This is a genomic window from Methanobacterium formicicum (assembly GCF_029848115.1).
Classification (GTDB): Archaea; Methanobacteriota; Methanobacteria; order Methanobacteriales; family Methanobacteriaceae; genus Methanobacterium; species Methanobacterium formicicum.
The window spans coordinates 1-12,808 of sequence record NZ_JARVXG010000054.1 but is presented as its reverse complement, the minus strand read 5'-3'; the positions used below and the strand labels follow the sequence as shown (position 1 = coordinate 12,808).

Below are 12,808 nucleotides of genomic sequence, written 5' to 3'. Positions count from 1 at the left end.
AAACCATGCAAGGCAGTGAATGTTTTTGGCGAATATGATTTGAAAAATAAAGAAGCAAAAAGGACTAAAATTGACTTCGATGCTCCCTTTGAACTGTTTAAAAAAGTATACAGCAAATATCCCAGCAGTTTCCTACTGGAGTCCATGGAAAGTGACAGTGGACTGGCACGGTACTCAGTTCTGGGATTCAACCCAGTAGCAACCCTCAAGGCTCACCACGGAATTCTTGAAATCATAAAGGAAGATGGAACCGAGGAAATTGAAACACCCAACCCCTTCAACCAGATAAAGGATCTCATTGGAAACGGAAGCAATAAAAAGGGATTCCAGGGAGGACTGGTGGGATACGTCTCCTACGAAGCCGTGAAGTACTTTGAACCGGTACCGGTGCAGGAGGGAAGATTCCCTGATTATGAATTTGGACTCTTCCTGGACGCGGTGATTTTCGACCGGCTCCAAAACAAGTGCGAATACGTGACACTGGGCGAAGACCGGTTGGAAGAGATCAGAGAAATTGATAATGGAGACCTGGAAGAGGAATGTCTCACTTTCCAGGAAGAAAACCACCACTTTTCACAGGATAAATATCAAAAAATGGTTTTAGATACTAAAGAACTGATAAAAGCTGGTGAAATATTCCAATGCGTTATTTCAAACGCTCGTGAATATGTTATTAAGGGAAATAGACTTTCTTTCTATGAAACTCTCCGCAACATCAACCCTTCTCCTTACATGTACCATCTGAAGCTGGGTGAAAGAGAAATCATTGGCTCCAGTCCGGAAATGCTGATGAGGGTGGAAGGAAGGGATATTGAAACTTACCCCATAGCCGGAACCCGAAAACGAGGCATCAACCCCCAGCAGGATCAGGAACTGGAGAGGGAACTTCTGGCTGATGAAAAGGAAAAAGCCGAACATTTGATGCTGGTTGACCTGGCCCGTAACGACATCGGTCGGGTGAGTGAATTCGGTTCAGTACACGTGCCCCAGTACATGAAGGTTAAAAAATTTTCCCATGTACAGCACATCGTCTCCCAGGTGAGGGGAAAACTGCAGAAGGACAAAAATGCCGTGGATGCATTTGCCTCCATCTTCCCGGCAGGCACACTAAGCGGAGCCCCCAAAATAAGAGCCATGGAAATAATAAACCAGTTAGAAGGAATACCCCGCGGACCCTATGCCGGAGCAGTGGGTTATTTCTCCTTAAATGGGAATGCTGATTTTGCCATTACCATAAGAACCCTGGTCTGCGACGGAGACCATGGAAAGATTCAGGCCGGGGCCGGCATAGTCCATGACTCAGTTCCCACCACCGAGTACCATGAATGTGAAAATAAAGCCCAGGCACTTCTGAGTGCATTGAACATGGCAGGTGAGGCTAAATGATTCTCATAATTGATAACTATGATTCTTTCACCTACAACCTCTATCAACTGGTGGGAGAATTTGAAGAGGATATTCGTGTTTTTAGAAACGATGAAATAACCATAGAAGAAATCAAAACCCTGCAACCGGAACGTATCATAATATCTCCCGGCCCCGGGAACCCGGAAAACGAGAGGGACTTCGGTGTTAGCAGAGAAACCATACTGGAGATGGGACAGGAAGTTCCAGTATTAGGTGTATGTCTAGGGCATCAGGGAATTTTTAGTGCATTTGGTGGTGAAATCACCAGGACTGAACCCGTCCACGGGAAACAGGCCATGATATATCACCAGAATACAGGCATGTTTCAGGGGGTTGAAAGTCCCCTGCAGGCAGCGAGATATCATTCTCTGGTTTGTAAAAGAGATAGTACCCCTCCCTCCATGGATATACTGGCTGAAACTGATGATGGAATAATAATGGCCATTAAACATCAGAATTATCCCATATTTGGCCTCCAATTTCATCCAGAGTCCGTGGGGACCACCGAAGGCCGGAGGATCATGAAAAATTTTCTGGAGATGGATTTCTCATGAAATTTACGGACATAATCACGGAAAGGCAAAGGGTACTGGAGTTAAGGAAAAAATATCAACCCCTTTCTGATTTGAAAGAAAACATAAAACGGGTTAAACTTCGAACCGACTTTAAAAAATCATTAAATAAAGAATACGAGGTTTCTATTATCTGTGAATACAAACCGGCATCTCCATCCCTTGGTGAAATCAGCCAGCTAACCGTGGGAGATGTGATTCCACAGTTTGAAGAAGGAGGAGCCAGTGCAGTTAGTGTACTGACTGAAGAATCATTCTTCAAAAGTAACATTGATAACCTGAAGATGGCCTGTAAAATAACCAGACTCCCCCTGCTTCGTAAGGATTTCATCCTGGATCCCTATCAGATCTACGAGGCCCGGGCCTACGGTGCCAGTGCTGTTCTTTTAATGGCGGGTGTATATCCTGATCTTGGTGAAGGGATAGAACTTTGTAACTACCTGGATCTGGACGCCCTGGTGGAATGTAAAACCCGTGAGGAAATAGAAATAGCCATCAAAGCAGGGGCTGAAATAATTGGAGTGAATAATCGTGATTTCAATGATTTCAGTATTGATCTGGGAAGAACAGAAAAATTGGCCAGTTTCATCCCCTCCAATATTACCCTGGTGTCAGAAAGTGGGGTGAAAACCCCGGAAGATGTCAAATTACTATCCCAATTTGGAGTAAACGCTATTTTAGTAGGAAGCAGCATCATGACCTCTTCTAACATCCACAAAAAGGTTAAACAACTGGTAAATGCAGGTAATTCCGTAATATCTGGAGACAACCCTGTAACTACTGGAAATTTCCAGGTTTAGGTAAAGGTTAGGATATGAACATTAAAATCTGCGGAATATGCCGAAAGAAAGACCTTTTAACCTGTGAAAATACCAGTGCAGATTTAATTGGGTTTATAAATATTGAAAGATCCCAACGACTGGTTAAAACCGGGAAGATAAAGGATTTAACATCATCCATGAAGGACCAGAACAAGGCGGTGCTTGTAATTGAACCGGAAAACATGGCGGATGCTCAGGAAAGAATAGAAAATACAGGTTTAATGAAGGTGCAACTTCATTCACTTTCAACTGAGGATATAATTAAGTTAAAAAAGCATTATCAAACTAAAAACAAACAGAACAAATGCATTGATCCGGTTAAAAAGTATAAAAGTGATTTAACAGTTATTAGGGCTCTGGGATTATCTGAAAAACTTAATTCTCAAAAAATTAGGGAAATTCAGGATTTTGCTCGGGTCTGTGATGGTCTTCTTTTTGACTCGGAAATTGAAGGGAAGACCGGGGGAACTGGAAGGCATATCCCACTTGAAACTGCTACAGAAGCTGCAAAAATAGCAAAAAACTGCAATCCTGATTTGAAACTCTTCCTTGCCGGAGGAATGAATAAAAATAGGATCGAAAGTGAACTAAAAACCCTGGATAACTTTTTTGACTTTGTAGATGTGAACTCCGGAGTCGAAGATGAACCAGGAGTTAAAAACACGGCTAAAATTAAGGATTTAATGGAAATTAAGGTGATCTGATGATAAATAATGGAAAATTTGGCAAATACGGAGGAATATTCGTTCCAGAACTCCTGATACCTGCCCTGGAGGAGCTGGAGAAGGCTTTCCTGAAATACAAGGATGATAAAGAATTCAACCAGGAACTGGATTATTACCTGAAAGAATTTGCAGGACGACCCACTGCCCTGTACTATGCCCGTAACCTTTCAGAAAAATTAGGGTGCAAAATCTACCTTAAAAGGGAGGATATGTTGCATACTGGGGCGCATAAAATAAATAACACAATTGGACAGGGACTTTTAGCTAAATATATGGGTAAAACCAGGTTAATCGCTGAAACTGGTGCTGGCCAACATGGCATTGCCACGGCAGTAGTGGGATCCCTCCTGGGAATTCCAGTAGAGGTTTACATGGGATCCAACGATGTGGAAAGACAGAAATTGAATGTTCTGAGGATGGAACTTTCTGGAGCTAAGGTTTTACCAGTTGATGCTGGTTCAAAAACCCTTAAAGATGCGATAAATGATGCTTTCCGGGACTGGACCTCCAGTGTGGAAAACACCCACTATCTGATTGGTACTACCATGGGCCCCCATCCCTACCCCACCATGGTTAAACACTTCCAGAGCGTCATAGGTAGAGAAGCCCGGGCTGAAATACTGGAAAAAGAGGGTGAACTTCCTGATGCAGTTATCGCCTGTGTTGGTGGTGGTAGTAATTCTATTGGAATCTTTTCCGGATTCGTGGATGATGCAGCGGTGGAACTAATTGGAGTGGAAGGAGGAGGGGATGGAATCAAAACACCTCGTACCGGGGCAACCTTATGTAAAGGTACCGAGGGAATACTCCACGGATCATTTTCCTTCGTTCTTCAAAATAACGATGGACAAATATCGGAAGCCCATTCAGTATCTGCTGGCCTGGATTACCCGGGAGTGGGTCCAGAACACGCCTACCTCCACAGCAGTGGAAGGGCAAACTACGTAGCGGTGACTGATAAAGAGGCACTTCGTGGTTTTGAATTATTATCACGATATGAAGGTATTATTCCTGCTCTTGAAAGCTCCCATGCTGTGGCTTATGCTGAAAAATATGCTAAAATGCCTGAAAATAAAGGTAAAACTATTGTGGTTAACCTTTCCGGACGAGGGGACAAGGATATGTTCCTGGTTGCCAGTGAAATGGGGGTGGAAGTATGAGTTTTAAACCAGAAAGTTATCAGGAAATGTTCATGCGGGTTAAATCCAAAAATGAGGGAGGATTCATTCCTTTTATCGTGGCTGGAGACCCTGATTTTGATACATCCCTGGAGATCGTGAGAATCTTTGTGGAAAATGGTGCCGATGCCCTGGAGATAGGATTTGCCTTCAGTGACCCGGTTGCTGACGGTCCCACAGTTCAGGAAGCAGATTTAAGGGCACTTCAGGCAGGCATGACCACCCAGAGGGGATTTGAATTCATCCGAAAGATCAGAGAATTCACTTCCATACCCATTGGCCTGCTGGTGTACTACAACCTGATTTACCAGATGGGTGTTGACCAGTTCTATAAAACTGCCCACGAAAGTGGAGTTAACGCTATTTTGGCAGCGGATTTACCCCCTGAAGAATCCAAAGACGCAATTACTGCCTCTAAAAAGTATGGAGTTCAACAGGTGTTCATGGCGGCCCAGACCACCAGTAATGAACGCTTAGAAAAAATTTCCAATCTTTGTGAGGGATTTTTGTATGTAGTGGCCGTTATGGGGGTTACCGGTGCCCGGGGAGATCTAAAGACCAGTACCGTGGACCTAATAAAGAGGGTTAGAAACCACACTGACTTGCCTTTAAGTGTTGGTTTTGGTATTTCCAAACCAGAACATGTTACTAACGTGATCAGGGCCGGGGCAGATGGAGCTATTGTGGCCAGTGCCATACTGGACATAATAACTGAAAATCTCCAGGATAAGGAGATTATGAAGAGGAAAATCGCAGAATTCTGCCAAAAGCTCAAGGAAGCAACTAAAAAAATAGATTGAGGTTTTAGTTAAATGATTGCCGAGTGTTTGAATAAAGTAGTTTCCGGGCATAACCTAAGTGAAGATGAAGCCTACAATTGTATGATGGAAATGGTGAGTGGTGATGCCAGTGATGTGGATATGGCAGCATTTCTGGCGGCATTAACCACCAAAGGTGAGGATCCTGTCGAAATAACCGGTTTTGTCAAGGCCATGCGTGAAGTTTCCATCAAAGTCCACCCTAATTTAGATGATGCCATGGTGGATACCTGTGGTACAGGGGGAGACCAGTTCAAGACCTTTAATGTGAGTACCATAGCCACACTAATTGCCGCTGCTGCGGGAGTACCCATTGCCAAACATGGAAATCGTGCAATAAGTAGCAAATGTGGTGGTGCGGATATTCTGGAAGCAATGGGAGTAAATATCAATGGTGATGCCTCCAGCGTGGAAACCTGCCTGGAGAAATCAGGTATGGGCTTCATGTTCGCCCCCAACTTCCACCCGGCAACCAAACACGTGATGAGCGTGCGCAGAAAACTGGGGATAAGAACTGTTTTCAACCTTCTGGGACCATTGACTTCTCCTGCAAATCCAGAGATTCATCTTATGGGTGTTTTCGACCCGGAATACGTGGAAATCGTGGCCAACGTCCTTAAAAATTTAGGGGTTAAACGAGCCATGGTAGTGCATGGCTTTGACGAAGATAACCAACCGGCACTGGATGAAATATCCATTATTGGTCGAACCCGTGTGGCTATCCTGGAGGAAGGGAAGATTAATGTTTTTGATCTGTATCCGGAAGATTTCGGTCTGGAACCAGTTGACAAACGATTGATTATGGCCCGGGATACCCTGGAAGAAAACCTGCAGATTGCCGGGGATGTTCTGGATGGAAAAGATAACACCCCTGGCGAAAAGGCCAGAATGAACATATGTCTGGCCAATGCCAGTGCAATTCTTTTCCTGGCAGGAAAGGCAGGTGATCTTAAAGAGGGAATGATAATGGCCCGGGAAATGGTAATGAATGGAAGGGCCAGAGCAAAACTTCAGGAATTTATCCAGGTCAGTAACAGCAGTTAAACTGAAAATTAATTTATTGCGGTTGAAGCGCTAAATAAGATTAATATGCCTTAGCCACACCAATTCTAAGAGCATTCAGTATAACTGCCAGGCTGAGGCCCATATCCCCGATACCCACTGCCATCCACAGGGTGATCAATCCTAGAACTGCAAAAAGGGCAAATGAACTTTTAACCACAATGGAAAGGACCACATTCTGCTGGACCACACCCATGGTTTTTCTGCTCAGTTTCACCAGATATTCCAATTGGGATAGATCATCGTGCATCAGTGCCACATCGGCGGTTTCAATGGCCACATCTGAACCAACTGCCCCCATAGCAATTCCTATATTGGCTTTTGCCAGTGCAGGAGCATCATTAACTCCGTCTCCCACCATGGCCACATTTCCATATTGTTGTGCCAGTTCATCAATCTTATTCACCTTATCTTCCGGTAGTAAACTATGGTGGTATTCATCCAGACCTAACTGGGTGGCCACCCGGCAGGCAGTACCCTCGTTATCTCCAGTGAGCATGATGGTCTTAATCCCATTGTTTTTAAGGAAGGTAACTGTCTCCAGGGCACTATCCCTGATGCGATCCATTAGAACCATTAATCCCATAATTTCCTGTCCCTTTCCCAGGAGAACCGTGGTTTTACCCTCTGAATCATATTCTTTTAATTTTCCCCGGACCTCTTTACCCAGAATATCTTCACCATTTAGAGGATTTAACTGCTTAATAAAGGTTTTATTCCCTAAATAAAACATTTTTCCCTGAATTTCGCCCTTTAATCCGGCACCAGCCGTGGATTTAAAGTTGGTAACGTCTTTCAGTTGGATATTTTCATCTTCTGCCTTTTTGACTATGGCTTTGGCCAGGGGATGTTTGGAATGTAGTTCCAGGGAAGCAGCCAGTTGCAAGATATCCTGGTGGGAATTACCATTGAAGGGAACTATCTCTGCTACTTCCAGGAGTCCTTCGGTCAATGTCCCGGTTTTGTCAAAGACCATGGCCTTCACATTTTTCATTTCCTCCACATATTCCCCACCTTTTATGAGAACACCCTTTCTAGTAGCTGCAGTTATCCCTGAAACCATGGAAACTGGGGTAGAAATGGCCAGGGCACAGGGACAGGATACCACCAGTAAAACCAGGGCCCGGTAGAACCATTCCTCAAAGGACATTCCCAGGAAGAAAGGTGGTACCACCGCCACAGTTACCGCCACCAGAATAACACTGGGAGTGTAGTAAGTGGCGAATCTATCAATAAAGGCTTCTGTTTTGGATTTTTTATCTTTAGATTGGCGAACTAGTTCTATTATTCGGGATATAACAGTTTCATCTGATTTACGGGACACCATAATTTCCAGGTAACCCTCACAGTTGATGGTACCGGCAAAAACTTCATCACCTTCTTTTTTGGTGACGGGCATGCTTTCCCCAGTTAGGGGAGACTGATCCACTGCGGATTGTCCTTTGACCACCAATCCATCTAAAGGTATCTTGTCACCAGCACGAACTACCACTTTCTCCCCCAGGTCCACGGCATGAGTATGTATTTCAATTTCTCCGCCATTTCTAACAACATGGGCAGTTTCAGGTGCCAATTTAAGCAGGGCTGCTATTGAGCTACGTGCTCTTTCACTGGCATAGTCCTCTAAAAACTCGGCCACATAGAACAGAAACATCACTGCCGCACCCTCTTCACCATGACCAATAAGGAATGCCCCGGCAGCAGCAATGGTTATTAAGAAACTCATGTTGAATCTGAGCTTTAATAATCCCTTAAATGCACTTTGAATTATTTCAAATCCAGCAACGGCCACCACTGCTAGGAAGGCAACCTCGGCCAGTAGCCCCTGGCCCAGGAGATTCTCCAGCACTATCCCCAGGGCAAAAATTATGGCCGAGGTTACGATGATTTTTAGGGATTTTTGTTTCCATAATGGTTCTTTTTCTTGGAAAACATCTCCCCCGCAGCAGGTACATATTTCAGACGAGTTTTCATCCGTTTTACACTGTTGATTATGTTGATCTTTGGACATGAGAAATTCCTCTATATAAACTGGTTAACTTGGTGATTTTTTTGAATCCATTTGGTGTTGGAATCAAGTTTACGAAGATTTTAATACATATGTTCATATGAATAGATGTTCAATTGAGTATATAAATCTTGGGATTGACAAGAACCAAAAATTTGCAAGAACCAAAAATATTAATGGGGATAGGGTTCAATTTAAGTAGTGCAATTGCCGGGATAGTCTAGTCAGGTAAGGCGTAGGATTCGAAATCCTATGAGCAGTGCTCACCCTGGGTTCAAATCCCAGTCCCGGCGCTAAAATTAAATTTAAACCAGTTCTAGTTTTTAAAGATGAATTTAAGGATATATCCCTATTTTTTCACATTTCTTCTCAGGATTATCCCCTAGAAATACCGATCCACAAACTATCAAAATATTAATATATATTAAATGGATATTACAATGTGTTCTATAGTTAGGAAACATATACCTTAGGACAAACCTGTGCCGGATTCAATTTAATACCTATTAGATAAGTCCTTAAGTCCCTTATTAAACATTTATATCCCATAAAAAGATGAATTGGTTAGGTTATCATGGATAGAATAACCTTTTTAGACAACGCCTATCTGGGCAAAAACCAGTGGTGGAGATATCTTCTGAATCTTATCATTACTTGGATAGGTCCTGTCCTACTCCTGTTAATAATGTTAATCCCCGTGCTTATCTTCAGCTATCCATTTGATACAAAAATTAATGCTGAAACATGGATAAGAGATAATCCACTGGTTTTTCTGGTATTTTTAGGGATATATTATGCCTTGGCCTTTGCACTTTTTTACGCATGTTCCCGCCTAATCCAGGGGAAAAAACTTCTAGACATGATTACCCCTGATTCCCATTTCAACTGGAGGAGGATGTTAAAGGGTGCCGGCCTATGGTCACTTATTTTAGGATTTTCCCTGATGGTGGATGTTCTGTTAAGTCCCACAACAGTTAATCTAACATTTAACTGGCCATTTTTTATATTACTCCTATTGAGCCTGATTATATTCCCCATACAGGCCTCCTTTGAAGAGATATTCTTCAGAGGGTATCTCCTACAGGGAATTGGACTTTTAACCCGCAAACCATTAATAGCCATCTTTGCAACATCAGTTCTGTTTGCAATAGGTCATTTAGGGAATGGGCAGACTTTTACCAGTGGATTATCATCAGTATTTAACATGTTCATCTTGGGAATGGTACTGGGCATCATCACCCTGGGAGAAAACGGACTGGAAACTGCCATTGGCACCCACATAGCTAACAACATCATTGTTACCTCTTTAGGAAACGGTCTGAGCTTTTTAGGTGACTATCCCTCCCTGTTAACCTCTGGAACATCACTGGGTGTACCCTACTTCATTCTACCCTTCATCCTATTAGCCCTAGTATTTTGGGGGAAAAAAGACAAACTGTCGTTAATATTTAAAACCCACTGGCGGTTGAGCGATCCTTATCCAGTGGCCACGGAAATCCAATGTGTTAACTGTAAAACCATCAACCCCGAAATAGCCAACTACTGCCGGGAATGCGGAGAACCCTTACTTATAGAGTATGCTTCCACTCCCCGCAAGGTTTTGGCTTTTCTAATTGATCTTACTCTCCTCACCATCGTGTCCCTGGTGTTAATGGGGGTGATTTTCCTAATGGTTTACCTAAACCCCTATTCTTTCAGCCCGGGATTAGCCTCCGGTGTCTGGCTCATCCTTTCTACACTAATATTTTTTGTTTATCCGGTTTTAATGGAAAAAAATGGGAAAACCGTTGGTAAAATGATTACTGGGTTGAGGGTTGTTGACGAATATACTCTAAAACCAATTAGTTACCGTCAGAGTATTTTAAGGAATGTTATGTTGATTGCTGACCTGTTTCCCTTTATTTTACCGGGTTTATTGGGTTTAATAGTTAGTGCCAAATCAGATGAAAAACAGAGAATGGGAGATATGGCCGCCGAAACCATAGTAATATGGGGTTAACTGTGCAGATTATGACCTTATATCTTGGAAATAGGTATTAGATCATAAAAGAAGATCTTGAAAAAGTTTAAAAGACCTAAATTAGATGATCATTTTTCCACCTTCAAAAACCGGGAGTTGACCGCCACAATGATGGTACTGACTGACATTAACACTGCCCCCATGGCGGGGGTTAGAATAATACCATATGCAGATAGAACTCCTGCAGCCAGTGGGATGGCGAATATATTGTAACCGGCACCCCAAACCAGGTTTTCCACCATCTTCCGGTAGGTGGAACGAGCCAACTGAATTATGTAGAGGGCATCCAGGGGGTTACTGCGCACCAGTACTATGTCCGCAGTTTCCACCGCCACATCCGTCCCTGCTCCAATAGCTATTCCCACGTCAGCTTGGGCCAGAGCAGGGGCATCGTTGATGCCATCACCTGTCATGGCCACGGTATAACCTTCTTTCTGTATTTCTTTAACTTTTTTGGCTTTTTCTTCCGGTAAAACCTCGGCAAAATATTGATCAAGGCCCAGTTCTGTAGAAACCCATTCTGCTACTTCCTGTTTATCCCCGGTTATCATGAGACACTTAACACCCATTTTTTTGAACCGGGAAACAGTTTCCTTGGATTCGGGACGGATGATGTCCGCCAGGGCAATTACCCCCTTGAGCTGTCCATTGATAATTACAAAAACTGTGGTTTTACCCCGAGATAATAATTCATCAACCTGCGTATTATCCAGTCTAAAGCCTAACTCGTTTAGATATCCCGAACTTACAATTTTCACTTCATTTCCCAGAATCACCCCTTCTACACCTTTTCCAGGGATTGAGCTGAAATTTTCCACTGGTAAGTGGTCAGTTAACTCTGCAGCCACTCCCCGGGCAATGGGATGTTCTGAATGGGACTCCAGGGATGCAGCGTACTTCAGAATTTCCTCCGGGTTAAGATCGTCTAGGGCTATGACCTGGGTAACTCCAAACTCTCCCTGGGTCAGGGTGCCGGTTTTATCGAAGATAATGGCATCTATGTTACGGGCTTTTTCAAAGGAGGTCCTGTTTCTAATTAACAATCCGTTACTGGCAGACAGTGCTGTGGAAACTGCCACTACCAGGGGTATGGCCAGCCCCAGTGCATGGGGGCAGGTGGTTACCATCACCGTCACTGCTCTTTCCAGGGAAAAGGCCAGATCCTGTCCAGTTAGTATCATCCAGGTGACCAGGGTTATGAATCCTCCGGTAAGTGCTATCAGTGTCAGGTACATGGCAAATCGGTCCGCCAGATTCTGTGTTCTGGATTGGCTGGACTGGGCCTCTTCCACCAGGTTGATAACCTGGGATAGAAATGAATCCTTCCCGGTTTTCATTATCTCCACCTGAAGAGAGCCATCTCCATTGATGGACCCCCCGATAACCTCATCCCCCACTTGTTTATAAACGGGCTGTGATTCACCGGTGAGCATGGATTCATTGATACTGGTCTCACCCTGGATGATCTGACCATCTGCCGGGATTTTCTCCCCGGGTTTAACCAGAATCAGATCACCCACCTCCAGCTGGTCCCGGTGAATGTCCATGGTCTCCCCATCAGGCATTATTTTGTGGGCGGAGGAAGGTAAGAGTTTTACCAGTTCCTCCAGTGCCCGGGATGCACCCCTAACCGAACGCATTTCCAGCCAGTGCCCCAAGAGCATGATATCAATCAGGGTAACCAGTTCCAGAAAGAAGATTTCACCTTTAAGTCCCAGGACCACGGCGCTACTGTAGATATAAGCGGTGGTAATGGCCACTGCCACTAGGGTCATCATCCCGGGCATTCGTGACTTTAATTCACGGTACATGCCTTTGAAGAAGGGATAACCACCGTAAAAATAGACCACGGAAGATAAAAAGAACAGCACATAAGTGTCTCCATAAAAGGCAATGAAGTCTTTGATACCCAGAACATGCTGTATGTGCGGTGTTAAAAATACAATGGGAATAGTTAAAACCAGACATACCCAGAAACGCCGTTTAAAATCAGCGATCATATGGTGATGATCATGATCGTCGTGTTTCTTTTTCATTTCTTGTTCCATTTCATGTTCTGAATGAGAATGTTCCATTGATGCACCCACCCCTAATGTATCTTAGGTAATTTTATGGTCAACAGATCTTATGGTTTTTTTGTTTGTAGATCACAAAGTTTATATATCACATCCCACTCTTTAGGTAATATATTACCTAA

Annotated in this window: 10 protein-coding genes and 1 tRNA gene; 9 read left to right on the top strand and 2 right to left on the bottom strand. The window is 43.7% G+C overall.

Going from position 1 to position 12,808, the window contains the following annotated elements:
- Positions 1-15: 15 nt before the first annotated feature.
- From trpE to trpD, 7 genes are read left to right on the top strand one after another with little or no spacing between them, the layout of a single operon-like run.
- Positions 16-1,386, top strand: a complete 1,371-nt coding sequence (gene trpE / locus QC759_RS08825; RefSeq protein ID WP_048071892.1) for an anthranilate synthase component I — start codon at positions 16-18, stop codon at positions 1,384-1,386.
- Positions 1,383-1,961 carry an anthranilate synthase component II gene (locus QC759_RS08820; protein ID WP_048071893.1) on the top strand — a complete coding sequence of 193 codons (579 nt, stop codon included), beginning with the start codon at positions 1,383-1,385 and terminating at the stop codon, positions 1,959-1,961. Before trpE ends, QC759_RS08820 begins: the two co-directional genes overlap by 4 nt.
- Positions 1,958-2,779, top strand: a complete 822-nt coding sequence (gene trpC, locus QC759_RS08815; protein ID WP_048071894.1) for an indole-3-glycerol phosphate synthase TrpC — start codon at positions 1,958-1,960, stop codon at positions 2,777-2,779. Before QC759_RS08820 ends, trpC begins: the two co-directional genes overlap by 4 nt.
- A 14-nt stretch (positions 2,780-2,793) precedes the next feature.
- Positions 2,794-3,504 carry a phosphoribosylanthranilate isomerase gene (locus tag QC759_RS08810; RefSeq protein ID WP_048071895.1) on the top strand — a complete coding sequence of 237 codons (711 nt, stop codon included), beginning with the start codon at positions 2,794-2,796 and terminating at the stop codon, positions 3,502-3,504.
- Positions 3,504-4,685 carry a tryptophan synthase subunit beta gene (trpB, locus tag QC759_RS08805; RefSeq protein WP_048071896.1) on the top strand — a complete coding sequence of 394 codons (1,182 nt, stop codon included), beginning with the start codon at positions 3,504-3,506 and terminating at the stop codon, positions 4,683-4,685. The genes QC759_RS08810 and trpB overlap by 1 nt, the downstream gene beginning before the upstream one ends.
- Complete coding sequence (trpA, locus tag QC759_RS08800) at positions 4,682-5,503, top strand: tryptophan synthase subunit alpha (RefSeq protein ID WP_048071897.1); 822 nt, start codon at positions 4,682-4,684, stop codon at positions 5,501-5,503. Before trpB ends, trpA begins: the two co-directional genes overlap by 4 nt.
- Before the next feature lie 12 nt (positions 5,504-5,515).
- Positions 5,516-6,565 (top strand): anthranilate phosphoribosyltransferase, encoded by a 1,050-nt coding sequence (gene trpD, locus QC759_RS08795; protein ID WP_048071898.1) that lies wholly within the window; start codon positions 5,516-5,518, stop codon positions 6,563-6,565.
- Between the two features lie 40 nt (positions 6,566-6,605).
- Here the strand turns inward: trpD and QC759_RS08790 are convergent, their stop codons facing one another.
- The gene (locus QC759_RS08790) at positions 6,606-8,594 is read right to left on the bottom strand and encodes a heavy metal translocating P-type ATPase (protein ID WP_048071899.1); all 1,989 of its coding nucleotides are present in this window, start codon (positions 8,592-8,594) and stop codon (positions 6,606-6,608) included.
- Positions 8,595-8,800: 206 nt separating this feature from the next.
- Between QC759_RS08790 and QC759_RS08785 the strand changes: the two genes are divergently transcribed.
- Together QC759_RS08785 and QC759_RS08780 are read left to right on the top strand one after the other, a co-directional pair.
- A tRNA-Ser gene (locus tag QC759_RS08785) sits at positions 8,801-8,884 on the top strand.
- Positions 8,885-9,165: 281 nt separating this feature from the next.
- On the top strand, positions 9,166-10,590 hold the full coding sequence (locus QC759_RS08780) for an RDD family protein (RefSeq protein ID WP_048071900.1): 1,425 nt from the start codon (positions 9,166-9,168) through the stop codon (positions 10,588-10,590).
- A gap of 89 nt (positions 10,591-10,679) precedes the next feature.
- Here QC759_RS08780 and QC759_RS08775 read toward each other — a convergent pair whose 3' ends face one another.
- Complete coding sequence (locus QC759_RS08775) at positions 10,680-12,686, bottom strand: copper-translocating P-type ATPase (RefSeq protein ID WP_048071901.1); 2,007 nt, start codon at positions 12,684-12,686, stop codon at positions 10,680-10,682.
- Positions 12,687-12,808: the final 122 nt, after the last annotated feature.